Origin of the sequence: Ekhidna algicida (assembly GCF_051379705.1) — a bacterium.
GTDB lineage: Bacteria > Bacteroidota > Bacteroidia > Cytophagales > Cyclobacteriaceae > Ekhidna.
The window spans coordinates 1,850,434-1,875,840 of sequence record NZ_CP179868.1 but is presented as its reverse complement, the minus strand read 5'-3'; the positions used below and the strand labels follow the sequence as shown (position 1 = coordinate 1,875,840).

Genomic DNA, 25,407 nt, shown 5'->3' with positions numbered 1-25,407 from the left:
TCTAATTTTTCTTAAACCAATCATTTATTTGCTCTAAACTAACCAAAACATAGGTTGGATTTCCATCCGGTGTATAATTTGGTTGTTTACACGCAAACAGCCTGTCCATCAAGTGATCCATCTCCTCCTCCTTCAACTTATTGCATCGATTTGTAGCGGTTCGCTTGGCCAATGCTCTCGCTAAACTTTCGTTTTTTGGAAGGTCCAGCTTTTCTGCATTGAACTTGTATTGTTCTATTAGACCTTCGAATACTTCCTTTTCGTTGCAGGGTGCCAGCTCAGCCGGTATTCCCTGAATGATAATCATTCGTTCTCCCATCTGCTCAAACTCAAACCCCAGTTGGCTGATTTCCCGCTTCAATTCCATAGCAAGCGCAAAATCAGATGGGTTTAATGAGACTTGTTGTGGGAACATACACGATTGGGAAACTCCTGAGCCAGACTGCATAGATTTCTGATACTGCTCAAAAAGTATGCGCTCTAAGGCTGAGATTTTATCCAGCACCACCATCCCACTTTTAACCTGCCGAAGCAAATAACGTCCGTGAAGATGATATGTTGGCTTTTTATCATCAACCTCTGTGGATTGGTTGATCGAACTTGAAAAAGTGGTCTGTACCACACGCTCTTTTTCAGCCTCTTCTATGGTTGCAATCTCCTCCTGAGAGGCAGAAGCATAAAGCTCATTCAATTTGTCAAGACGTTCCTGGTTGCTTTCTAAAGACTTAAACGAGCCATAATCCCGGTCTTTCTTGGTCGAAAATGCTTGGTTTTCTCTCTGAGTATTTAGGTGATCAAAACTTACATCCGCTGAAAAATCAAGCGATGGTGTCACATTGAAGGAAGCGAGCGCTTGTCTCACCGCAGAATTGATTACACCATAGAGTGTCCGGTCGTCATCAAATTTCACCTCGGTTTTCGTAGGATGGACATTAATGTCTACATGTATCGGATCGATCTCAATAAACAGCACATAAAATGGAAAGTAATCTTCCTTTAGCAATCCTTGGTAAGCTCTGGTTACCGAATGATTTAGGTAGCTGTTTTTGATGAAACGATTATTGATGAAGAAAAACTGCTCTCCACGGGTTTTCTTAGCGTTTTCCGGCTTTCCAATGTATCCGCTGATTTTCACTAAATCCGTTTCTTCACTACAAGGCACAAGCTGTTGCTGATAATTTTTACCAAAAAGCTGGACAATACGTTTGCTCAGTTTGCCATCTTCCAGCTTATAGGTTTCCAGATCATTTTGCACAAAAGAAAATGCGATATCTGGATTCGCAAGAGCTACGCGCTGAAACTCATCGTTGATGTGACGTAATTCTACCGGATTCGACTTTAGGAAATTCCTTCGAGCCGGTACATTGTAGAACAAATTTTTCACCGAAATGGAAGTTCCCTGGTTTTGAGCAACCGGCTCCTGACCCTTAATTTCTGACGATTCTATAGTCAGTTGTGTTCCAAGCTCATCATCCGCTTGTCGGGTCTTGAGCTCTACCTGGGCCACAGCGGCAATTGAAGCCATAGCTTCGCCTCGAAAACCAAGCGTGCGGATTTTAAAAAGATCTTCGGATGAGCGAATCTTGGAAGTCGCATGGCGCTCAAAACTCATTCGAGCATCTGTTACGCTCATGCCACAGCCATTATCAACCACTTGAATGAGTGATTTGCCCGCATCCTTTACAATTAGTTTAATATTAGTTGCACCTGCGTCTACGCTATTTTCGAGCATCTCTTTTACTACCGATGCAGGCCTTTGCACCACTTCACCAGCGGCAATCTGATTGGCGATACCATCAGGAAGTAAATGAATGACATCACTCATTTGCGTCTTCTCAAAGATTTAAGTCGATAAATGAGATATGCAGGAACGATGACCCAAAGCATATAGTAAAAGACTTCATTCCCGAATTGAAGCCATCCAAGCACCATCAAGCCCAGAAGTGAGGCAATTCCCAATTGGATCATTGAGGTAGCGGGTGCTGACTTTGTTTTGCGCTTAAAGTTGATTTTGGAAGGTTGATACGCTCCATCAGCCTTCCCTTCCATATTTTCTTTTATTCGCTCGGTACGTTCTTTAATTTCCTCCTTGACAGGGTCATAATACCTCGGTTGTATTCGAAATTGCTGATGTCTTGGTAGACGAAAAAGGGATGGAAATCGCATTAGGTATACTTATTGATCGAATGTTCTCATATTGAACACGACATGAATGAAAAATTGTTCAAATTTAATCCTCTCAATTGAGAAAGAATCAAATACTTGGATTCGATTTGAAATGCCACTTATGAAAGCGCTAAGTCTGGTTCTCGTTTTTACTTGCTCATCCATTTTTGCAATGGATGCAGAAATCAATGAAGGCGTATGGATCGACGGGAGTTCATTTTACAAATCCATCAAGCATCGCAAACGCTCTACAATTTACTTTAGTAATTGGTCTGGCTATATTGATGAGTTTTTGAAAGATGAGGATTATTACGTCGCACTTCAACTAAATGAAAGCTTTGATCCTATTCCCAAAGATGATGTTCAGGTTTTATCGTTGAATACCATTACTGCTATTTCGGATTATAATTTGCGGATTGATTATTATGGTTTTTTAGAAAGTTACGGGAGAACCAACGGTGTAAATCATCTCGTCTTACCTGACACTGTTGGCCTTTTACCACTAGAAAAGGAAATCATTGGAGAGATAAATCAGCACTCTCCGTTTTATTTTTTAAACAAATCCTCCCTTTCATATTCCTTACCCAACTCAAAAAAAGAGTTTGAGGACGAAGCAATTGATAGACCAACCATTTGGATCGCCGAACAAAATCGAAATACCAGCAAATTGAAAAAGTGGAGTAATAAGCTCGTCCCGGAAAATATTGCCACTTTTTACGATGAGCTTAAAAAATCGAAATCAACTCAATTCATACCTGCATATGAGATGCCCCTTTCTTTATCAAAGACCATTTTTTCATCAAGCGTAGTAGCGATAGACCCGGAGGAAGTATTTCCATTGAGTGATCAGCTTATTACCTATTTGGGAATGGATCGGCAGCTGAAGCAACGCCTCAGACAGTATGTGCAGGTATTGGACTATAGAGTGCCTGGAGTACCATGCATAGTGGACAGAAGAAGAAATGAGGGAATACTGGAAAAGGGTGATATAGCGATTCAGATAGGAATTTCTGAAGACCTTGAAACAGGTATTTCACTTCCAGAACTTGTGATCCCCAACGTAGATGCTCTCATCGCCAAAATGTTGTTTGGTTCCTTAGGGATGATCGGAAGAAGTGATCATCCAGATGCGCGAACCATTGAAAATTTACACTACCTTGGATATGCAGATCCAGAGACAGAAGAACTGAACCCTCACCATCTTACCTGGATAGATTCCATCGCGGCAGATGCGATTAAAAGATTTGCTACTCCGGGAATCCAATTGGCTGTAGTGAAAAATGGATCTATTATCGTCGAAAAGGCTTACGGACATTTCACGTATGATAGCCTTCGGGCAGTTTCTAACCATACGGTATATGATATTGCGTCCGTCACCAAAGTGATGGCAACACTCCCTGCCATTGCGTTATTGATTGATCAGAGAAAAATAAATCTTGACGATTCGCTGGCCATGCATCTTGACGAATTTAAGTCCTCGAATAAATCAGCTATTACGATTCGTCAACTGCTCTCACATAATGCTGGTTTAAAATCATATGTGCCTTTTTGGAGCATGATGATGGATGGAGATCGGTTAGATGCTTTTTATTATAAAACGCCGGAAGATGAATCCAAGGACATTCGAACTTATGGATTGGAGCCCCATCCAAGCATGGCAGATTCGCTCAAAAGCTTTATTGTTCGCTCTAAGCTGATTGAAAATCCTGAGGAATACCGCTACAGCGATCTAGGCTTTATGATTTTACATTTATTAGTAGAACAGGTTTCTGGTTTATCCTTTGAAGAATTTTTAAAAACAAATTTCTATCAACCCATGGGATTATCAAACACCACATTCAACCCAATTCAAAAAGGAATTTCTCCCAAAGACATCACACCTACGGAGTATGACAATAGATATCGAAGTTACCAGGTTTGGGGTGAAGTACACGACAGAAATGCCCTGGTTTTTGGTGGCGTGGCAGGTCATGCAGGACTGTTTTCAAATGCCAAAGACCTGGCTAAAATGATGTATATGTTTATGAATGATGGCTTTTATGGAGGAAGGCATTATCTGTCCAAAGCCACGATTGAGCAGCTAAACGAACGATACTTTAAAAATAATAGGAGAGGCTTAGGCTGGGATAAAAAAGATGGAAAGAAAGATTCAGCATCATCGTTAGCAAGTGACCGCAGCTATGGCCACACTGGGTTTACCGGAACGATGGTTTGGGCGGATCCGGAAGCAGACTTGATTTATGTTTTCCTATCAAATCGAATTTATCCAGACGCAAACAACTGGAAATTGATGGAGTTAAATACCCGAACACACATCCATGATGTATTGTATCAATCTCTCGAAAATTACAAATAGCGAAACTAATTCGCGACACTTGGGGTTTAACTCCACTGAAGAAAAAACCTAATAAATGAAGGTAGGAATAGTATGTTATCCCACTTATGGTGGAAGTGGAGTAGTGGCCACTGAACTTGGCAAAGCATTAGCTAAGAAAGGACACAAGATTCACTTTATCACCTACTCTCAGCCTACACGGCTGGATTTCTTCAATCCAAATTTATACTACCATGAAGTGAGTGTGAAATCGTATCCACTTTTTCAATATCCACCTTATGAGCTGGCATTAGCTAGCAGGATGGTAGATGTGGTTATGAATGAAAAGCTGGATTTACTACATGTTCATTATGCTGTTCCTCACGCATCTGCCGCTTATATGGCGCAGCAAATCCTGAAGACCAAAGGATATGAGATTCCGTTCATAACCACCCTTCATGGAACAGACATTACCATTGTTGGTAAGGATGCCACCAACGAACCTGTAGTCACCTTTTCCATAAACAAATCCGATGGAGTAACAGCGGTTTCCGAAGACCTTAAGAATGATACATTAGAACATTTTGATATTTCCGTTCCAATCGAAGTGATCCCCAATTTCATTGACCTTGATCGATTCAAAAAACAGCCCAAGGATCATTTTAAAAAAGCCATTTGTCCCAATGATGAAAAGCTGGTAGTACATACCTCCAATTTCCGTAAAGTAAAGCGGGTGGACGATGTGCTTAAGGTTTTTTGTGAAGTAAGAAAAGTGATACCATCAAAGCTACTGTTGATAGGCGATGGACCGGAGCGCCAAAGAATGGAAGATATTGCGAGAGAAATATGTACTGAGGATATTAGATTCCTTGGAAAACTAGAAGCAGTGGAGGAGGTGCTATCAGTAAGCGACCTGTTCTTGATGACTTCAGAAAAGGAAAGCTTCGGGCTTGCAGCGCTAGAAGCAATGGCGTGTGAGGTTCCGGTTATTTCAACAAATGCCGGAGGACTTCCTGAGTTGAATAATGAGGGTAAATCAGGTTATGTCTGTAATGTAGGTGACGTGGATGCAATGGTAGAAAAGGCGATCCATATCCTTGACAATAAAAACTTGGAATCATTCAAGAAAGGCGCACTGGCACGCGCAAAAGAATTTGATGTAAACAATATTCTACCAAAATATGAGGCTTACTACGATTCAGTTTTAGAAAAACATAAACAGTCATTAACAGAGAGTTTGTAAAAGATTAGGGTTTCTTTTCCCTAATTTTGCCTTGAACTAAAATAAGCAATGGAACTAAAGAATAAACCTCACGCAAAAGGGACGAAAGAGCTTTTTAAAAATAAGTTCATGGAAAGGCTGACGAGGACTCACATAGCAGTGCCGCTAGTCTTGTTCACAATCATTTCTTCTAGTTTGATGATCTATGGTTTCCAACAATCCTATATAACTGCATTGAACGCGATACTCCTCTTCATTGCAGGCTTTATGTCGTTCACCTTAGTAGAATATATTATGCATAGATTTCTTTTCCACCTAAATCCAAAAACGGAGAAACAGGAGAAGTTTGCATATGCTGTTCATGGAGTGCACCACGATTATCCCAAAGATAAGGATAGGCTCGCTATGCCTATTCCATTGAGCTTAGCATTGTCCACAGGATTTTTCTTTCTATTTCAATTGTTTATGGGAACCAATGTGTATGGCTTCTTACCAGGATTCCTGATGGGGTATGCATCCTACCTTTGGGTACATTATATGGTTCATGCATTCCAACCACCAAAAAACTTTTGGAAGGTTTTGTGGGTACATCACGGCATTCATCATTACAAAGATCCGGGAAATGCATTCGGAGTATCTTCTCCTTTTTGGGATTTGATTTTCCGTACCATGCCTAAAAAGTAATCAGTCTTCTTTCTTCTTTTGTTTGGCGGCTTTTTTAGCCTCTTTAGCTTTTCTTTTTTCGGGAGAAGCTGGCTCTAGTGTAGCTTTAAACAAAAAATCCCGAGTACCCCAAAATAAATTGGATATCAATGAAGCGAATATGGGTCTTCTGCCAGGCATAATAGGAGGTTCTGTTCTGTTAATTTAACAGAAAAAATCCTCAATTCATTGCAGTAATATTTTTTTCAGGCCAAATGAATTGTACGTAATCTTCGTTTATTAAAGGCGTAAAGTACTCCTAACATTTCTCGATTTTCATAATTCTTTCACTTCAGGAAATCATTCCTCTGTGTTTTTAGTTAAGTTAATGCTATGATCGGATATCGATTTACAGAATTCATTCCCGAGAAAAATCCGGAGCAAAATACATTTGATAATCTGCTCAATATTTTTCTTCAATTGATGGTAATCACTTCAGGAGATGTTAATGAAGCATTGAGCTGGTTAACAAACCTGGATCGTGAGCATGGAATCTCAAATGCAGAGTACGGCATTGGAAACTTTATTGATGACCTTAAAAACAAAGGATACATCGACGATAAGAATGAAAAAGGAGAATTTAGAATTACAGCAAAAAGCGAACAGGAAATTCGTAAAAGCGCTTTAGAAGAAATCTTTGGAAAACTAAAAAAATCCGGAAGAGGAAGTCATAAAACGAATCATACCGGAGCTGGTGATGAGATCACCTCAGATTATCGAGAGTTTCAATTTGGCGATTCCCTTGAGCAGATTGAGATGACAGAGAGCATAAGAAATGCTCAAATTAATCATGGATTGAATGATCTGATGCTCACTGAGAATGATCTGGAAATAAGAGAACGTGAGTACAAGACACAGACCTCTACTGTCTTGATGATTGATATAAGTCATTCCATGATTTTATACGGTGAAGACCGCATTACACCCGCTAAAAAGGTAGCAATGGCATTGGCTGAACTTGTAAAAAGAAAGTATCCAAAAGATACCCTTGATGTAATCGTATTTGGCAATGATGCCTGGCAGATTGAAGTTAAAGACTTACCGTATCTAAATGTTGGGCCGTATCATACAAATACGGTAGCTGGGTTGGAACTTGCAATGGACTTACTTAGACGGAGAAAAAATAAAAACAAGCAAATATTTATGATCACAGATGGTAAACCTACTTGCCTAAAAGAGGGGATTAAATATTACAAAAATAGCTTTGGGTTAGATCCGAAAATACTGAACCGAACCCTTAATATCGCAGCACAATGCCGTCGGATCAATGTGCCAATTACCACTTTTATGATTGCATCAGATCCGTATTTGCAAGAGTTTGTCAAAGAATTCACCGAGGTAAATAACGGCAATGCATACTACAGCAGCTTACAAGGACTAGGCAATCTTATTTTTGAAGATTACCGAAGAAATAGAAGAAAGAATCTCTAAGGCCATAGGCCATAAATAACAGTTTTAATACATGAATTATCAAGACCTGTCATCAGAACAGCAACTTAAGATCAGTACCCTTGGGGAATTAAAAAACTCTGGTTACAAATCGAAATCGATTAAGCAAGAGCTTAGAGATAACCTGATCCAATCGAAGAAAGATGGCAAGGAAATATTTGAGGGAATTTGGGGATACGAAGACACAGTTATTCCTGATGTGGAACGAGCCATTTTATCCAAGCACAACATCAATTTCCTTGGACTAAGAGGTCAGGCAAAAACCCGAATGGCACGTATGATGACATTGTTGCTAGATGAGTTCATACCGGTTGTCAAAGGAGCTCCGTTGAATGATGATCCGTTGAATCCTATTTCAAAGCTGGCGCGAGATAAGGTAGAGGAACATGGAGACAGCACCCCTATTGGCTGGATGCATAGAGACGAACGATATACGGAGAAGCTGGCTACACCTGATGTAACTATTGCAGACTTAATTGGAGATGTGGATCCAATCAAAGCGGCGAGCTTGAAGCTTCCGTATTCTGACGAACGAGTGATTCACTTTGGCTTAGTGCCAAGATCCCATAGAGGAATTTTTGTAATTAATGAGCTGCCAGATCTTCAGGCAAGAATTCAAGTAGCTCTCTTCAATATTCTTCAAGAGGGAGATATCCAGATCCGAGGCTTCAAGCTCAGAATGCCATTAGATGTGCAGTTTGTTTTCACAGCCAATCCGGAAGATTATACGAATCGAGGGTCAATAGTCACGCCGTTGAAAGACAGAATTGATAGTCAGATTATCACGCACTATCCTTCTTCCATAGAAATTGGGAAAAAGATTACCAATCAGGAGGCCAATTTGACAAAAGAACAATCTGACTCGATAGAGATATTTGATCTTGCAAAAGATCTCGTCGAACAAATAGCCATGGAAGCGCGAGATAGCGAATATGTGGATGCAAAAAGTGGAGTGTCGGCGAGATTGACTATTTCTGCCTACGAAAATCTAGTCAGCGCCTGTGAGAGACGAATGTTGATTAGTGGTGACGAGCGAACAAGTGTAAGATTGACCGATTTTATTGGTGTGATACCGGCAATAACAGGGAAAGTAGAGCTAGTCTATGAAGGTGAGCAAGAAGGACCGGGGATTGTTGCAAACAATCTTGTAGGCAAAGCTATTCGATCTCAATTCATCAATTACTTTCCAGATCCAGAGAAAGAACGAAAAAAAGACACAGGAAACCCTTACGAACAATTGAAGGACTGGTTTGAAAAAGGCAACATGGTAGATTTAACCTTTGATGCCAGCGAAAAAGAATATCAAAAAGAGCTAAAAAGCATTCCGGGATTGGAGCAGCTTGTAGATAAATATCAGAAAACTCCACATAAAGAATTTAAATACTTTTTGATGGAGTTTGCGTTATTTGGATTAGCGGAATACAGTATGCTCAGTAAGCATCAACTGGAACAAGGAATGCAATTCAAAGACCTGTTTACAAGCATGTTTAACATGCCTGAGTTAGGAGATGAAGAATGATAGAATTTCCATATGGCCACATCCTACCAGCAACTCACATGAAAAAGTAAAAGAAGTTCTGAGGCTAATTCATGGAGGAGAATCTCAATATGTAGAGTTTAAGAAAAAAGCGAATCATCCGGAGAAAATCATTCGGGAAGTGGTTGCTTTTGCCAACTCTGATGGAGGCCACCTCTTCATCGGGGTCGATGACAATGGAACACTTGCGGGACTAAAGCATCCGGAAGATGAAGAGTTTGTCCTTACCAAGGCGATTCAGGAATTGTGCCGTCCCGCCATTGACTTCAAGGTTGAGTTGATTCAGGTCAGAGAAGATGTAGAGATATTGCACTATCACATTCAAGAGAGCCATACAAAGCCACATTTTGCCTTTTTAAATATGAAGCATCGCTATGGAAAAGCCTTTGTACGATCAGCCGATCATTCCATTCAGGCGAGCTATGAAGTAAGACAGATTTTAAAGAGAAAGAAGAGACCTCATCAGCCAATTGTTTTTGAAGGTAAGACCAAAGAGCTCTTCAAATACTTCGAAGATCATTCCGGAATTACACTAGCAGAATTCTCACAACTGAGTGGTTTAAATAAGAAGCTTGCTTCTAATAAGTTAATCGATTTAGCTTTATCTGGTGCTTTAAAAATTGAGCCTAAGGAAGGCGGAGATATTTTTACACCAGTCGAATAATTTTCCTCAAATTCCTCACCATTCGCTTCTTTTTTTCAGGTGAATCTCCAATATTACGGATGATCCTTTTCGGAACTACTAAACCACTACATCCGCATGGCTAAATCCAAGCAGAAGAAAATTTTTGTACTCGATACTTCCGTTATTTTATTCGCTCATGATTCCATTCTCAACTTTGCTGAGCATGACGTAGGATTGCCTATTACGGTGCTTGAGGAATTGGATCAGTTTAAGAAAGGGAACGATACCAAAAATTTTGAAGCGAGAGAGTTTATTCGCTTGCTTGATCGATTGGCCAAAGATCACAGTCTTCAAGATTGGATACCACTAAACGGAAAAAATAAGGGCTGCTTCAAGGTGATCATGGATTCTGACAGCACCATGGATGCAACTCAAATATTCAATGACGGTAAAAATGATCATCGCATTCTCAATGCAGCATTAACTGTAAAGGAGCAAGAGCCTAAAAGGAAGGTAATCCTTGTTTCTAAGGATATAAACCTTAGACTAAAAGCCAAATCGCTTGAGTTGCCCGCCGAAGATTACGAAACAGGCAAAATCAAGAACGTAAATACGCTCCTCACCACAGGAATGACTGAGCTTGAAGATATCAACTCAGAACACATAGATGAGCTTTTCAAAAAGAATGTAATAGATAGAAAGAAAATATTGAAGCGGAAAAAATTTCCAGCCAATAACTACTTCATTCTTAAGAGCGAAAAGAACTCGGTGCTTGGTTATTACAATCCCATTGAGGATAGTGTAGAAAAGGTCGAGAAGCAGATGGTCTATGGCATCAAGCCAAAGAATGCAGAACAAACGTTCGCCATGCATGCAATGCTCAATCCGGAGATTAAGTTGGTAAGCATCAATGGAGTGGCAGGAACTGGAAAGACTCTGCTTGCGCTTGCATCCGCCTTGGAACAGCGTAGAAATTTCAAGCAGATATATCTAGCCAGACCCATTGTACCATTAAGCAATAAAGATATTGGTTACCTGCCTGGAGATATTAAATCAAAGCTTAATCCATATATGGAGCCGCTTTGGGATAATCTCAAGTTTATTCAACATCAATTTCGGGAAAATGACAAAGAATTTACCCGGATCACCGATATGGTGAATCAGGAAAAATTGATGATCACACCGCTTGCATACATAAGAGGTAGAAGCTTATCCAATATCTTCTTTATTGTAGATGAGGCACAAAACCTGACACCTCATGAGGTAAAAACCATTATTACCCGAGCCGGCGAGAACACCAAGATCATTTTTACTGGTGACATATATCAAATTGATACGCCATATCTGGACTCACAATCAAACGGTCTATCCTATTTGATCGATCGAATCAAAGACCACCCAATGTTTGCCCACATCACACTTGAAAAAGGAGAGCGATCGGAGCTGGCAAACCTTGCAAACGACTTATTGTAATGTCATTTATAGATACAATACAGCCTGATCAGGCAGAAGGTGAACTCAAAGAGATTTATGATGACCTGATAAAAAGCCGAGGTAAGATCGCGGAGGTTCATAAAATCCAATCATTGAATCCGGAATCTATCGTAAACCACATGGAATTATACATGACCATCATGTTTGGTAAATCGCCGTTGAGACGAGTTCACCGCGAAATGATGGCGGTCATTGTTTCCATTTCTAATAAATGTGAATACTGTCAGGTGCACCATTTAGAAGCAGTAAAAAATTTCTGGAGAGATGACCAAAAGCTGGATGCGTTTCAAGTTGATTTTGAAGCCGCCCCTTTGGATGAAAAAGAAAAATCACTATGTCGATTTGCAAAAGAGCTAACAGAAAATCCGGAAAAGTCAGAAGATGCAGGGCTCGTAAAACCCCTTAAGAAAGCTGGATTTACAGACCGAGAAATTTTGGATGCCACTCTGGTAATCGCATACTTCAATTTTGTAAATCGTATCGTTTTAGGACTTGGCGTCAATCTCGAAGAAAATCCTGGTGGATACAAGTATGATTAGTGCATCTAAATTCATTTGATTTCGTTAGGTTTAGCTTGTCAAAAACCTCAAATACATGATCAACCTCAAAGACGTAAGCAAATTCATTGAATCAAAATACCAGCGAACCTTTATTCTAAAGGGCATTGATCTGGAAATAAAGGAAGGTGAATTTGTTAGCATTATGGGACCGTCAGGTTCCGGTAAATCAACATTGCTAAATATTATTGGGATGCTGGATAAGCCATCTGAAGGAGAATATTACTTCATGGATGAGCCTGTACATAAGCTTCGGGAGAAGCGAATCTCCAGAATTCACAAAGAACATATAGGATTCATTTTTCAGGCCTATCACCTGATAGATGAACTTACCGTTTATGAAAACATCGAAACACCTCTAATCTACCGTGGGATCAAGGGAAAAGAGCGTGCAAGCATGATTGCCGAAATGCTAGACAGGTTCAACATGGTGGCAAAAAAGGATCTCTTTCCGGAACAACTGTCCGGAGGACAACAGCAACTAGTTGGTGTGGTTCGTGCAATTATTGGAAAGCCGCAGCTACTACTAGCCGATGAGCCAACAGGGAATCTTCATTCTTCTCAAGGGGAGGAGGTTATGGATGTCTTGAAGCAACTCCATGATGAAGGCATGAGCATTATTCAAGTTACGCATAACGAAAAATTTGCTGAATATGGCTCGCGCGTCATCCAGCTAGAAGACGGTCGTGTGATGGATTAATACCTCCTTGGACCGATCCTGGTTGGTTGCTAAAATGTCTATATTTGGATTTATAGAAGAATCATTTTAACTAAACCAACCTAAACCATGGAAATGCCAGATTATTTAGAACGATTAATTCATACGGTAAGTGATTCCCTACCAGGCGTAGTGGGCGCTGTTGTCGTACTGATTGTTGGGTGGCTATTTGCAATACTTATGAGAAAAGTAGTGCATAGCTTGATGAAAAAGACTGAGTGGGATGAGCGTTTATTGGGAAATACCATCGTAGACACCAATAAATTCATTGCCAATCTGGTATACTATGTTCTGATGCTGATCATTTTGCTGATCGTTCTTGAAATGCTTGGCGTGAGCTATGTCCTCGATCCGATCAGAAATATGCTGAATGAGTTCCTGGGATTCATACCGAATATCCTTGCAGGAATGGCCATCATATTTATTGGCTACATCATTGCAAAATTTATATCGAATCTGGTGAAAATGGCTGGAAGCTTCTTTGACCGCCTTGCTAATAATATGGGCTTCAAAGAAACTGATAAGCTGGTACATTTCATTCAGCAGCTTGTTTTCATTGTCATTTTTATCCCTTTCATCATTCAAGGGCTGAACGCACTCCACTTGGAGGCAATTACAAACCCTGCGAATAATGTATTACATCAAATGTTGGATTCAGTTCCAAACATCATTGGAGCTGTTTTAATCATCACAATATTTGTTGTAGGCGGACGATTTATCACGTCATTTGTGAAAGACCTATTGGCCAATATTGGTATTGACAAACTGGTAGATAAACTACAGTTGAAATCAGTTTTAGGTAAGCAGAAACTTTCTTCCATTGTCGCAAATGTCATTTTCTTCTTTATGGTATTTTTCGGAGTAATTTCAGGTGTAGAGATGCTAGGTCTCGATCGCTTGGCAGAAGTTCTTCATACGATCTTGAATCTATCTGGAAATGTATTGTTTGGTCTGATTATCCTGGTGATGGGTAATTTCCTCAGCTCCATTATATACAAATCAATGAGCGGTTCTGAAAACAATTCATTCGTCGCTGGAATTGCAAGAGTTGCCATTGTAGGACTTTTCTTGGCAATAGCCTTACGCACTATGGGAATTGCAAATAGTATAGTAGAGCTTGCTTTCGGTCTTACCCTTGGTGCGATTGCTGTGGCTGTTGCTCTTTCTTATGGTTTAGGCGGCAGAGAAGCAGCAGGAAAGCATATGGAGCAAATTCTCAAAAAATTTCAGAATAAGAAATAAATTAGAAGCGAAGTACAAAAAGAAAGCCCCGATGTTGATACATCGGGGCTTTTTATTTATTCAGTGAAGCAAGATATAAGAATGGGCTCATATTTAGTACCAAACTTGGCGTAGCACCATTCCTTCAATTCATACACTTCATCCGGGATTAGCGCTTTGATTGCTTTTCTAAGTTCCTTCTCGAAAAGCCGCTTATCAAAGCTTACTTTCGATAAAATAGTTTTGAAGTACTCTAGCATGTGAATAATTGTTAATGACCAAACCCACACCTTAAATTTGGCGTTTGGATTTAGCGAATGATTAATTATAACATTTAGTTTGAGTAAAAAAATTGCGGCTGCAATGAAGTGAACCAGCTCAAGCTGATTACATTTCAAAGATGCATTGAAATTACAATACACATGAAATTAACGAACAAGTTTTGGATAGGTTGTGCTGTCATCTTAATATCTGCAACAAATATTTTTTCTCAGGACGTGGCAGTCAAAATTGGAGAGAATGAGATTGGGATCAATCAATATTTTACCGTCACCATTCAGGTAGAAAATGACCGGTTGAAGCAATACAGTGATTTTCCATCCATTGAAGGTTTTATTAAGCGTGGAACCTCATCTTCTACAACAACCAATTATGTCAATGGCAAAATGTCGTCTACCCAAAGCTTAACACAAAACTATCAGGCTACAGAAAAAGGCACATTCCTTCTGGAGCCATTCTTTATAACCATAAATGGTAAGGAAGTAAAATCTGAAGGAACGCAAATTGTTGTTGGAGATGCAGTGCAGCGTCAGGGCAGACCCGGACATTCCACACGCGATCCATTTTCGGAATTTTTTGGAAGAAGATCTGAGACTGATGAGTTTGTAGACATCAAAGCTGATGCATTTGTAGCACTTACGCTTGATAAAGACGAAGTGTATGTAGGTGAAGGATTCACAGCAACGTTGGCATTTTATGTGGCAGAATCTAATCGAGCCGAAATGAGATTCTACGACTTAGCAAATCAAATCACGGAGATTGTGAAAACTGTGAAGCCACCTAGCTGCTGGGAAGAAAACTTTAGCATTGACCAAATATCTGGTGATCCGGTTGCCATCGGTGGCAGAAACTATACGAGATATAAGATCTACCAAACAGCCTACTATCCCTTGACTCAGCAGGATATCGAGTTCCCTTCCATTGGGTTAAAAATGATTAAGTATAAAATCGCCAAGAACCCATCTTTTTTTGGTAGAAACAGGCAAGAGGATTTTGAGACATTTTATTCTAAGAAAAAAACAGTCAAAGTAAAAGAGTTACCTCAACATCCGCTTAGAGATCAGGTAGCAGTAGGCAAGTATCGTTTGAATGAGGAATTGAGCTCTAATGAATTGCAAACCGGTCAGAGCTTCACCTACAAGTTTAACATCGCTGGAGAAGGTAATGTCACCGCGATTGAGCCACCAAAGCCTGAAGCTGATAGCGATTTCGATTTTTATGCGCCAAATGTGACCCAGCAAATAAATAGAGCCAGTGGCAAAGTGAGAGGTGTAAAAGCATATGATTTTTATGCCATTCCGAATGAGCCGGGTGAATATAAAATGTCGGATTTCTTTTCGTGGATTTTTTTCAATCCGGATACGGAGACCTATGATACATTAAAGTCTGATTATGTGCTTTCCGTGACCGGTGAAAGCAGAAAGAACTTGTCGATAGCCTCTAATGACTTAGGTGATTTTTACGATCAGATAGCAGATGCAGACAATGGGCTTAAACCCATTGATGGGAATAGCTGGATTACCATCATAGTTAATATCTTTATTGCCTTAACATTGGGTTTCACAGCCTATTTGCTGTTTAAAAAAACGGCATAATACATGAGCAATACACTTGGCAATATTTTAAAAATCACCTCCTTTGGAGAATCTCACGGCCTTGGTGTCGGAGTGACAATTGATGGGTGCCCTCCTGGAATAATATTAGACGAAGAATTTATTCAATCAGAACTTGATCGGCGCAAACCGGGTCAGTCTCGAATCACCACACAACGAAAAGAAGCAGATGGTTTTGAATTCTTTTCCGGTGTCTTTGAAGGAAAGTCTACGGGTGCACCGATTACCATTTTGATCAAAAATCAAGATCAAAAAAGCAAAGACTATGACCATATCAAAAATGTGTTCCGGCCATCACACGCAGACTTTACCTATCAGGAAAAATATGGAATACGTGATTATCGTGGAGGTGGAAGAAGCTCAGCTCGGATCACCGCAGGATGGGTTGCTGCCGGAGCGATTGCCAAATTAATGCTTGATCAACTCGGAATTAAATGTCAAGCCTATGTTTCTCAAGTAGGAAGCTTGAAGCTGTCAAAGACATACAATGAGCTTGACCTATCTAATGCCGAAACAAACGATGTGAGGTGCCCGGATTCAGAGATGGCACGACAGATGTTTGATCTCATAGATCAGGTGAGAAAAGATCGAGATACAATAGGTGGGGTGGTCACAGGTGTGATATCCAATGTTCCAGTTGGATTGGGTGAACCTTTGTTTGCCAAATTGAGCGCGTCATTGGGTCAGGCGATGTTGTCTATCAATGCTGTCAAAGGATTTGAATTGGGAAGTGGATTTGATGGTGCAGAAATGCGTGGTTCTCAGCACAATGATTCGATTGAAAATAAAGAAGGAAAAATTCAAACTACGACGAATCATTCGGGAGGAATTCAGGGAGGAATTTCGAATGGTGAGGACATTTACTTTAATGTAGCCTTCAAGCCTGTAGCAACGATCATGCAGGATCAAGTGAGTGTTGATAAAGAAGGAAATGCTGCGACAGTAAGTGGAAAAGGAAGGCATGATCCATGCGTTGTACCCCGTGCGGTACCAATAGTGGAGGCAATGTCGGCTATCGTCATGGCAGATTTCTATTTATTAGCTCAAACCAATAAATTGCGAGGCTAACACATCATTAATTTTCACTTGAACCTAACTCCTCCAAATGATTAAACGGCTTCCCCTCCACACCAAGATCTTAATAGGAATGGCTTTGGGACTTGGATTTGGCATGCTTTGCATTCAGTTTCCAGTCATGTCAGGATTCACCATTGATTACATCAAACCCATTGGAACCATATTCATTCGTGGCTTGAAAATGATTGCGGTGCCACTGGTTTTGGCATCATTAATTATCGGTGTCGCAAACATTGGGGATATCTCCAAGCTCACCAGAATGGGCGGAAAAACCTTACTGATCTTCATCGTAACGACGATAATTTCCATCACCATTGGACTCTCTATTGTTGCTGTGGTGAAACCGGGTCATAAACTTCCCGAATCTACTCGGACAAACTTGATGGAATTGTATAATTCTAATGCTGCTGGGAAGATCGACTTTGCGGAGCAAGTAAAATCAAGAGGCCCATTGCAACCACTGGTAGACATGGTTCCCGACAACATATTCCTGGCCACAACCAGCAATAGCGCGATGCTTCAAGTAGTCTTTTTCGCCATAATTATAGGGATTGCTATGTTGAAGGTTCCTAAGGAAAAAAGTAAACCGGTGATCGCCTTCTTCGATGGACTCAATGAGATAATTATAAAGGTGGTGGAGTTTATCATGTTAATTGCACCATATGGTGTTTTTGGATTGATAGCCTCACTGATGATAGAAATAGCAGGTGATGATCCAACCAAAGCCTGGGAGTTGCTCTATGCACTTCTTTGGTACTCACTGACTGTTATTGGGGGTATGTTGATCATGATGTTGGTGATCTACCCTATTTTGCTTCGATCTTTTACTAAAATCAATGTACTCGATTTTTTCAAAGGTATGCGGCCTGCAATGTTATTGGGATTTAGCACAAGCTCAAGTACAGCCACCCTTCCGGTAACTATGGATCGTGTGGAGAAACATCTGGGAGTATCCGAGGAAGTAAGCAGCTTTGTATTACCATTAGGCGCTACCATTAATATGAATGGAACAAGTCTGTATCAGGGTGTGTCGGCAGTTTTCATTGCTCAGGCATTAGGATTGGATTTATCTCTTAGCTCTCAATTAATGATTGTGTTGACAGCCACTTTAGCTGCAGTTGGTACAGCAGGAGTTCCTGGCGCAGGTCTGGTAATGCTGGTTATCGTTTTGGAGGCAGTAGGCATACCAGCTGCAGGGATTGCACTAATAATGGCACCTGAAAGAATTTTGGATATGGTTAGAACCATGATCAATATAAGCGGTGATGCAACAGTATCAGTAGTAGTCGCAGCTACAGAAGATGCAATTGATGAAGATATATTGAAGGCGCACGTAAATGACTAAGAACTCAATGAAAAAATTACCTCTACATACCAAAATTGTTATCGGATTAGTCTTGGGTACAATCTGGGCATTCGCCTCCAGCTACCTTGGGTGGAATGAATTTACCATTGATTGGATAGACCCTTTTGGAACTATATTCATCCGGTTACTGAAGTTCATTGCGGTACCCTTGGTTCTTTTTTCAATCATCACCGGAATTTCCGGATTGAGTGACGTTTCCAGCTTGGGCAGGTTGGGAGCAAAGACAGTTTCAGCGTATATGATTACCACCTTTTTGGCAATTGGAGTTGGACTTCTTTTTGTGAATGTGATAAAGCCGGGATCTCACATAGATGAGACTCAGAGAATCAAGAATCGACTTTCATATGAAATCTGGCTTCAGGACAACAATATGGGGCTCTCGCAGGATGGTAAATCATTCCTTTCAGATCCTGAATACAGCAAGTATTTGACGGATTCGCAGGCCGAGCGAGAAATGTCTGAACAGGAGCGAAAAGATTTGGAAGATAAGATGAGCAAAGCAGAACAAACCAAAGAGAGTTCTCCGCTTAAGTTTATCGTAGATATGGTTCCAGAAAACATCATTCTGTCGATTTCCAATAATCAGCTCATGCTCCAGGTAATTTTCTTTGCCATTTTCTTTGGAGTGACGATCGTATTGCTACCGAAGGATACTGTAGCACCCGTGGTGGGATTTGTTGAGAGCGTCAACTCTATCTTCCTCAAAATGGTGGATTTAGTAATGAAAGCAGCACCATTTTTTGTATTTGCCTTGCTGGCTGGAGTAGTTGCAAAAATGGCAGATACACCAGCTGAAGTTTTTGAGATATTCCTCGGGTTGGGTTCTTATTCACTTACTCTTTTAGGAGGTCTGTTTTTCGTGATATTCATATTGTATCCATTGATTTTAAAGTTGTTGGTGAAGGGTTTTTCTTACAAAGACTTCTTCAAAAAAATGAGTCCTGCGCAATTCTTGGCATTTTCTACAAGCTCAAGTGCAGCAACGCTGCCTGTTACAATGGAATGCGTAGAAAAAGGTCTGGGTGTACCTAAAAAAATATCCAGTTTCGTACTACCAATTGGCGCTACGGTAAATATGGATGGGACAAGTCTTCATCAGGCAGTTGCAGTAATATTTATGGCACAATTGCACTTTATTGATCTTACCATTGGCCAACAATTGACCATTGTTTTAACAGCATCACTTGCCTCCATTGGAGCCGCTGCAGTGCCAAGTGCGGGATTGATCATGATGATTGTGGTTTTGCAGTCAGTAGGCTTAAATCCTGCATGGGTCGCTATCATCTTTCCGGTAGATAGATTTTTGGATATGTGTAGAACTGTCACCAATGTAACGGGTGACGCTACCGTAGCTACGCTAATTGCCAAAACAGAGGGAGAGTTGACTCCACACGCTGAAGATTAGGCACTCGTGATCATTCGGATCATTAGTATTAAACCGAATCCCATCACAGCCAAAACTGTTAGAAACAAACTCACCAGATTTTTTTTCATAAATGAGGCTATTGGTAGTTAATGGTACAATAGACCAATCAGGTATGCAAAAAATTTCGACAACTGGCAAGAAATCCACTTTTAACAGCGGATTTTATCGATTTTCCTTTTTAGGAAAGTATACACAGAGACACAATTACACATAATCCGAGTGTTACAATGGTGAGAACACCAATGAAAAATGAGATTTGCATTCGTTTGGTAACCATAGCTTTGTGATTTAGGGTGATAAATAACGATTATTATAAGTATGGTACTCTTATAACGCATATCCCCCAAGCTACTTTCGAACTTTTCTACGAACTTTACAATTGTATTGCTAAACACAGAAACTATGCAGACGACTGAAGCACCAAAAGCTGTCAATATTTACACAGAATCAAACCCAAACCCCAATTCTCTAAAGTTTGTGGTAAACTTCATGCTGATGCCGGAAGGTATTAGTAGGGACTTTCCTAATGAAGAGAGTACAGGCGAAGCGCCGCTTGCGAAGGCTCTTTTTGAGGAATTTGACTTCATAACGGGTGTATTCTATATGAGTAATTTCATAACCGTGACTAAAAAGGAGGATATCGAATGGTTTGAAGTAAAAGCGGGAGTACAGCAGTTCATCAAAGATTTTCTACTTGAAGGTAAGTCGATTTTGACCGAAGAGATCAAAGACAATATTGATGAAGAGTTGACAGGAGATGATGCCGAGGCGAAAATAAAAGGAGTTTTAGAAGAGTATATAAAGCCTGCTGTTGAGATGGACGGAGGTGCAATAAAATTATCTTCTTATAAAGACGGTATAGTTACAGTAACCCTTCAAGGTTCATGCAGTGGATGTCCTTCATCTACCATCACATTAAAAAATGGTATCGAGAATCTACTAAAGAGAATGGTGCCAGAGGTAAAAGAAGTGGTTGCAGAAGAAGGTTGATTTGTAGAAATTAGGAGAAAAAACCCTCCTTATGAAAAAGCTTCTTTTATTAATCTTAATATTTATCGGAATCACTGCTTGTGAGAAATCACAAAAACCACAAAAAGAACCAGTGACAACTGATATTCCGGTTTATGATTCCACTTTGGCTGCTGAGACGGGTGCTGATGACTATGGCATGCGTAGATACGTAATGGCTTTCTTGAAGGAAGGGCCAAATAGAGATCAAGACTCTACAGAGGCAGCAAGATTGCAACGAGCGCATCTAGACAACATAACTCGGATGGCTGAGGGTGGGAAGTTAGTAATGGCCGGACCTTTTTTCGACGATTGGGAAGTAAAAGGAATCTACATTTTTGCGGTCGAGACTGTGGAAGAAGCTGAGGAGCTAACGAAAACAGATCCTGCGATTCAGGCAGGTAGGTTGATAATGGAGCTTCATCCTTGGTACGGAAGTGCCGCCTTGATGAAAGCTGGCGACATGCATAAAAGATTGGCGAAAGAATCGATATGATAGGTTCTCGCATCCAAGTGAAAGGAAGAGTTCAGGGTGTTTTTTTTAGAGTTTCAACGAAAGAGAAAGCAGTCAGTCTTGACCTGACTGGATGGGTGCGAAATGAATCAGATGGATCTGTTTTAATTGAGGTATTTGGTCCTGAAGATAAGGTTGCAGAATTTACGAAATGGTGTTGGATAGGATCTCCGATATCAAAAGTGGATGACGTAAAAACAGAAAAAATTTCCTTACAAGACTTTGAAGATTTCCGTATAGTTTATTGAGTGGCGATTCACTTGCTAAAATTCTGTATTTCTGCTCGGGAGAGGTTAGCGTTATTTAGGAGTAACGTGTCGGTACCAATCTCAATTGAATTGGACTTCCAGCTAAATTGAGTAGGTATAATTGCTTTTATAGGTAATCCCTTTTCCAGAAGCGTGTAAGCAACGATCTGAATATCTTCGATTTTTACGTCATCGCCATAATACAGCACATTGCTGCCAAGCCCGGCAGTTTCATTCGCTTCTTTCTCATGAATATAATAGCCAAGCTCCTTTAGCACATAAACCTTATCGTCATCTTGATCATGTCGGTAATATCTGATTACCACATCTTCTCTTAGCTGACCAGGAGGAAGATTTGCAATCTTGGGAGCTAGGTACAGATTTTTAAGCTCTGATAAGTTTCCATAGGAATTTCTTGTTGCTTCCCGCGTTGGATTTTCTGATGTATTGTCTTCAGTAGCACTATCACTGAAGCTTTCATCCAGCTCATCGCTTTGTTCCTGATTAGCGGTATCCTCTGAAATTATTGGTGTGCTATTATCGGGTTTTTCTACTACTTCAGTTGGAATCTTTGCTTCTTCACCTTCCTTCTTATAGGGTATGGTTGATTCTTTTTCAGGTTTAGCAAAGCTTAGCTTCTTATTCTTATTGTATTTTTCAACGTCGAATGCAGTTACCTGCAGGAGTTTTATAATTCCAATGAAGAATAGAGCCACAAAGGCATAGATTGGATATTTACCCATTTTGCGTTGTAGTGATTTGGTAGCTTGAATTTAAGGAAAATACTTATGGTCACAAAAAAGCCCTCATTTGCATTGTCAGCAAATGAGGGCTTTTGATTATTAATTAGCTAATGCTTTAGCTCTTCTTCTTGTTCAAATCAATTACAATCGGTGTTGCAATGAATATTGAAGAGTAAGTACCGACAATAATACCAACCAACAGAGCAAACGAGAATCCCTGAAGCACGGCACCTCCAAACAAGAACAATACGATTACTACAATCAATGTGGTAACAGAAGTAATGAATGTTCTACTGATTGTACTGTTTAGAGATTCGTTGAAAACAGGGATCAATTCAGAGCCTGACTTGATTCCCATATTTTCCCTGATTCTGTCAAATACAACCACGGTATCGTTAATGGAGTAACCAATGATTGTCAAGATAGCTGCTACGAATACCTGATCCGCTTCGAAAGATATGCCCAACATATTAGCTATGGCAAATGCGGACAATACAAACATTGTATCGTGGAATAGTGCGATGATCGCACCAAGACCGAATTGCCATTTTCTAAATCGAAATACGATATAAATGAAGATGCAAACCAAGGCGAAGATTGCCGACTTGTAGGATGAATTCTTAATGTCATCCGCAATGGTAGCCCCCACTTTTGATGAACTTGAAATGGTAAAGTTCCCTTCACCCAACTGAGATCCATCTTCAATGAAAGCAAGTCCTGTAGACTCAGAAAGTCCTCTGATAAGCTCCTCTCTCACCTGTGAGTCTGCTTCATCGCTTTCATCATCTATTTTAAATGAAGTTGTGATTTTAAGGATATTGTCAGCTCCAAAAGTTTTAACTTCGGTGCCGGCATTTTCAAAGTAATTGCCAAGTGAAGTTTTTATTTCGGTAGGACTTTTAGCTTCATCAAATGTGATAACATATGAGCGTCCACCTTTGAAATCAACACCCAGTGTGATTCCTTTCACAATCATCGCTACGATACCAATACCTATAAAAATGGTACTAAATGTATAGGCAAGTTTTCGCTTGCTCAGGAAATCAAACTTTAGGTTGGTAAGCGCATTTCTTGAGAAAGCATTTGCAAAAGAGAGTTTAGAGTTATCTCCTTTTTTAGAAAAAGCTTCCACAATCACTCGGGTGATGAATACCGCACTAAAGAATGAACATACGATACCAATCATTAATGTAATGGCAAAACCTTTAACAGGCCCTTGACCCAAGGTGAACAGGATAAATCCAACAATTAATGTGGTAACATTCGCATCAAAAATAGACCAGTAAGCCTTAGAGTAGCCTGATGAAATTGCTGCTTTAAGCCCGGAACCATTTCTGAGTTCTTCTTTGATTCTTTCGAAAATCAGCACGTTTGCATCAATGGCCATACCGATCGTCAGCACAATACCTGCAATTCCAGGAAGTGTCAAGGACGTTCCGAATTGAGCCAAAATTCCCATAATGAAGAATACATTGAAGAATAATGCCAAATTCGCAATCAAACCACCTTTCGCATAATATACTACCATGAATATGATCACGATGACCAATCCAACTAAGATTGAGTTCAATCCTTGATCCTGAGCTACTTTACCAAGTGTAGGTCCTACCACCACATCTTCCACGATCGTGGTTGGTGCCGGAAGTGAACCTGCTTTCAAGATGTTGGCAAGATCTTTTGCCTCTTCAATTTCCTGGAATCCGCCTTCGATGGATGAGCTTCCATTAGGAATTTCTCCGCGAACGTAAGGCGCCGAGAACACATAGTTATCAAGTACTATGGCGATCCGCTGACCGATATTCTCTCTTGTCATCTTTCCCCAGATTCTTGAACCGGACGCATTCATTTGCATAGTTACCTCTGGCTCTGCTCGCTCGTTTAGTGAGGCAGCAGCACTAGAGATGGCTTCTCCGGTAAGTGTGGCCTTTCCGCTTCTATTTGTACGGATAGGATATAATTCCAATAAGTCGGGTCCTGTCAGATCCTCGCCTTTTTCTTTTGGCTGGACATCCCAAAGGAACTTCATCGTAGCTGGAATTACTGACTGTACATCGTCACGCTCAAGCATCCGATTTATTTTTGCAGTGTCTTTTACATTGTAGATAAGCCCGCCATAGCCAGCAGCATTTACCATCAAATCAAATAATGGAGAGTTACGCGTACTGATTAAAGAGTCTAGTCTTGCTTTTTGCAGAGAGTCCTCAGGGCTGGTGGCCAATGAGTCAGATTCATCCCCAGCACCTAGCAGTGCAGTAAGGTCATCTTTCGTTTGTTTCTCTTCATCAGAAAGATCAATAGAGGAAGGATTAGCTCTAATTTCATCAGCAATCACTTTGTTCATAGCTACCAAAACTGGAGCCACCTCTTGCTGCTGATGTACTTCCCAAAATTCAAGTTTTGCAACTCCTTGAAGTAGTTTTCTCACCCTGGCTGGATTGTCTATCCCAGGAAGTTCGATTTGAATTCGACCAGTGCCCTGTAGTCTTTGGATATTCGGCTGAGAAGTACCAAATCTGTCAATCCTGGTTCTTAGGATGTTGAAAGACCGATCGATGGCACTTTCTACTTCCGTGTCAATAATATCCAAGATTTCAGCATCGGTGCTTTGAAGGCTGATTCTGCCTCTGTTTGCTGCTGTTGCAAAGATTTGAGCCAATTCTTTTTGAGGCGCCTGTTCTTTAAACTCGCTGTAAAATTCCTCAACAAAATTGAGTTGTGTTCCTTTTACATTTTGACGCGCCTGATCTAAAGCTGCGAGAAAATCAGCGTCAGCACTGTTTCCGCTAAGACCTTTTAGGATATCGATAGGAGATACCTCCAACGTTACGTGCATACCACCCTGAAGGTCAAGTCCAAGGTTAAGCTCTGTTTCCTTTATTTCCTTATAGGTATAATCGATTCCGAATAGGTTGTATACGGGTTCGTTCCAGATGGAATCAAGGTAACGTTGCTTTTCAGATACGTTTAATGTTCCATCAGTTGATTGAGTCGCGGTTACAGCCCCTTTCTGGATGTTTTGAGAGATGTAAGTAAACGACAAATAATAGATGCAGAGCAGTGAGATTAGTATTGTTAAGAATACTATAAATCCTTTGTTTTTCATGATTATAATGGTTTAGCCTGAAATT

At 40.3% G+C, this 25,407-nt stretch carries 22 protein-coding genes; 17 read left to right on the top strand and 5 right to left on the bottom strand.

Annotated elements, in window-relative coordinates:
* Position 1: 1 nt before the first annotated feature.
* Both mutL and ACL8WY_RS08220 read right to left on the bottom strand, forming a co-directional pair.
* The gene (gene mutL / locus ACL8WY_RS08225; RefSeq protein WP_436517955.1) at positions 2 to 1,825 is read right to left on the bottom strand and encodes a DNA mismatch repair endonuclease MutL; all 1,824 of its coding nucleotides are present in this window, start codon (positions 1,823 to 1,825) and stop codon (positions 2 to 4) included.
* Positions 1,822 to 2,166, bottom strand: coding sequence for a hypothetical protein (locus ACL8WY_RS08220; protein WP_436517954.1), 345 nt, complete (start codon positions 2,164 to 2,166; stop codon positions 1,822 to 1,824). Before ACL8WY_RS08220 ends, mutL begins: the two co-directional genes overlap by 4 nt.
* 121 nt (positions 2,167 to 2,287) lie before the next feature.
* Here ACL8WY_RS08220 and ACL8WY_RS08215 point away from each other — a divergent pair, with 121 nt between their 5' ends.
* The 10 genes from ACL8WY_RS08215 (at position 2,288) to ACL8WY_RS08170 (ending at position 14,026) form a co-directional block, all read left to right on the top strand.
* Positions 2,288 to 4,522: a serine hydrolase domain-containing protein gene (locus ACL8WY_RS08215; RefSeq protein WP_436517953.1), complete on the top strand. Its 2,235-nt coding sequence runs from the start codon at positions 2,288 to 2,290 to the stop codon at positions 4,520 to 4,522.
* 55 nt (positions 4,523 to 4,577) lie between these two features.
* Positions 4,578 to 5,723 carry an N-acetyl-alpha-D-glucosaminyl L-malate synthase BshA gene (gene bshA, locus ACL8WY_RS08210; RefSeq protein WP_436517952.1) on the top strand — a complete coding sequence of 382 codons (1,146 nt, stop codon included), beginning with the start codon at positions 4,578 to 4,580 and terminating at the stop codon, positions 5,721 to 5,723.
* Between the two features lie 108 nt (positions 5,724 to 5,831).
* Positions 5,832 to 6,386 (top strand): sterol desaturase family protein, encoded by a 555-nt coding sequence (locus tag ACL8WY_RS08205; protein ID WP_436517951.1) that lies wholly within the window; start codon positions 5,832 to 5,834, stop codon positions 6,384 to 6,386.
* Between the two features lie 351 nt (positions 6,387 to 6,737).
* On the top strand, positions 6,738 to 7,835 hold the full coding sequence (locus ACL8WY_RS08200) for a vWA domain-containing protein (protein ID WP_436517950.1): 1,098 nt from the start codon (positions 6,738 to 6,740) through the stop codon (positions 7,833 to 7,835).
* Positions 7,836 to 7,866: 31 nt separating this feature from the next.
* A complete protein-coding gene (locus ACL8WY_RS08195) occupies positions 7,867 to 9,372 on the top strand; it encodes a sigma 54-interacting transcriptional regulator (protein WP_436517949.1) in 1,506 nt (501 codons plus the stop codon).
* Positions 9,362 to 10,054: an AlbA family DNA-binding domain-containing protein gene (locus ACL8WY_RS08190; RefSeq protein WP_436517948.1), complete on the top strand. Its 693-nt coding sequence runs from the start codon at positions 9,362 to 9,364 to the stop codon at positions 10,052 to 10,054. Before ACL8WY_RS08195 ends, ACL8WY_RS08190 begins: the two co-directional genes overlap by 11 nt.
* A gap of 96 nt (positions 10,055 to 10,150) precedes the next feature.
* Entirely contained in the window at positions 10,151 to 11,488 is a 1,338-nt protein-coding gene (locus ACL8WY_RS08185; RefSeq protein WP_436517947.1) for a PhoH family protein, read from the top strand.
* Positions 11,488 to 12,048, top strand: coding sequence for a peroxidase-related enzyme (locus tag ACL8WY_RS08180; protein ID WP_436517946.1), 561 nt, complete (start codon positions 11,488 to 11,490; stop codon positions 12,046 to 12,048). The genes ACL8WY_RS08185 and ACL8WY_RS08180 overlap by 1 nt, the downstream gene beginning before the upstream one ends.
* A gap of 55 nt (positions 12,049 to 12,103) precedes the next feature.
* A complete protein-coding gene (locus ACL8WY_RS08175) occupies positions 12,104 to 12,766 on the top strand; it encodes an ABC transporter ATP-binding protein (RefSeq protein ID WP_436517945.1) in 663 nt (220 codons plus the stop codon).
* A 93-nt stretch (positions 12,767 to 12,859) separates the two neighbouring features.
* Positions 12,860 to 14,026, top strand: a complete 1,167-nt coding sequence (locus ACL8WY_RS08170; protein ID WP_436517944.1) for a mechanosensitive ion channel — start codon at positions 12,860 to 12,862, stop codon at positions 14,024 to 14,026.
* A gap of 56 nt (positions 14,027 to 14,082) precedes the next feature.
* Here the strand turns inward: ACL8WY_RS08170 and ACL8WY_RS08165 are convergent, their stop codons facing one another.
* The gene (locus tag ACL8WY_RS08165) at positions 14,083 to 14,265 is read right to left on the bottom strand and encodes a hypothetical protein (protein WP_436517943.1); all 183 of its coding nucleotides are present in this window, start codon (positions 14,263 to 14,265) and stop codon (positions 14,083 to 14,085) included.
* Between the two features lie 162 nt (positions 14,266 to 14,427).
* On the opposite strand from ACL8WY_RS08165, the gene ACL8WY_RS08160 reads away from it, so the two are divergent.
* The 7 genes from ACL8WY_RS08160 (at position 14,428) to ACL8WY_RS08130 (ending at position 21,536) form a co-directional block, all read left to right on the top strand.
* A complete protein-coding gene (locus tag ACL8WY_RS08160) occupies positions 14,428 to 15,879 on the top strand; it encodes a BatD family protein (protein WP_436517942.1) in 1,452 nt (483 codons plus the stop codon).
* A 3-nt stretch (positions 15,880 to 15,882) separates the two neighbouring features.
* The gene (gene aroC / locus ACL8WY_RS08155; protein ID WP_436517941.1) at positions 15,883 to 16,965 is read left to right on the top strand and encodes a chorismate synthase; all 1,083 of its coding nucleotides are present in this window, start codon (positions 15,883 to 15,885) and stop codon (positions 16,963 to 16,965) included.
* Between the two features lie 37 nt (positions 16,966 to 17,002).
* On the top strand, positions 17,003 to 18,319 hold the full coding sequence (locus ACL8WY_RS08150; RefSeq protein ID WP_436517940.1) for a dicarboxylate/amino acid:cation symporter: 1,317 nt from the start codon (positions 17,003 to 17,005) through the stop codon (positions 18,317 to 18,319).
* 7 nt (positions 18,320 to 18,326) lie between these two features.
* On the top strand, positions 18,327 to 19,745 hold the full coding sequence (locus ACL8WY_RS08145; RefSeq protein ID WP_436517939.1) for a dicarboxylate/amino acid:cation symporter: 1,419 nt from the start codon (positions 18,327 to 18,329) through the stop codon (positions 19,743 to 19,745).
* 423 nt (positions 19,746 to 20,168) lie between these two features.
* Positions 20,169 to 20,756 carry a NifU family protein gene (locus ACL8WY_RS08140; RefSeq protein WP_436517938.1) on the top strand — a complete coding sequence of 196 codons (588 nt, stop codon included), beginning with the start codon at positions 20,169 to 20,171 and terminating at the stop codon, positions 20,754 to 20,756.
* A gap of 31 nt (positions 20,757 to 20,787) precedes the next feature.
* Positions 20,788 to 21,270: a YciI family protein gene (locus ACL8WY_RS08135; protein ID WP_436517937.1), complete on the top strand. Its 483-nt coding sequence runs from the start codon at positions 20,788 to 20,790 to the stop codon at positions 21,268 to 21,270.
* Positions 21,267 to 21,536, top strand: a complete 270-nt coding sequence (locus ACL8WY_RS08130; RefSeq protein ID WP_436517936.1) for an acylphosphatase — start codon at positions 21,267 to 21,269, stop codon at positions 21,534 to 21,536. Before ACL8WY_RS08135 ends, ACL8WY_RS08130 begins: the two co-directional genes overlap by 4 nt.
* A gap of 8 nt (positions 21,537 to 21,544) precedes the next feature.
* Here ACL8WY_RS08130 and ACL8WY_RS08125 read toward each other — a convergent pair whose 3' ends face one another.
* Both ACL8WY_RS08125 and secDF read right to left on the bottom strand, forming a co-directional pair.
* Positions 21,545 to 22,279 carry a hypothetical protein gene (locus ACL8WY_RS08125; protein ID WP_436517935.1) on the bottom strand — a complete coding sequence of 245 codons (735 nt, stop codon included), beginning with the start codon at positions 22,277 to 22,279 and terminating at the stop codon, positions 21,545 to 21,547.
* Positions 22,280 to 22,394: 115 nt separating this feature from the next.
* On the bottom strand, positions 22,395 to 25,382 hold the full coding sequence (gene secDF, locus ACL8WY_RS08120; RefSeq protein WP_436517934.1) for a protein translocase subunit SecDF: 2,988 nt from the start codon (positions 25,380 to 25,382) through the stop codon (positions 22,395 to 22,397).
* Positions 25,383 to 25,407 lie beyond the last annotated feature (25 nt).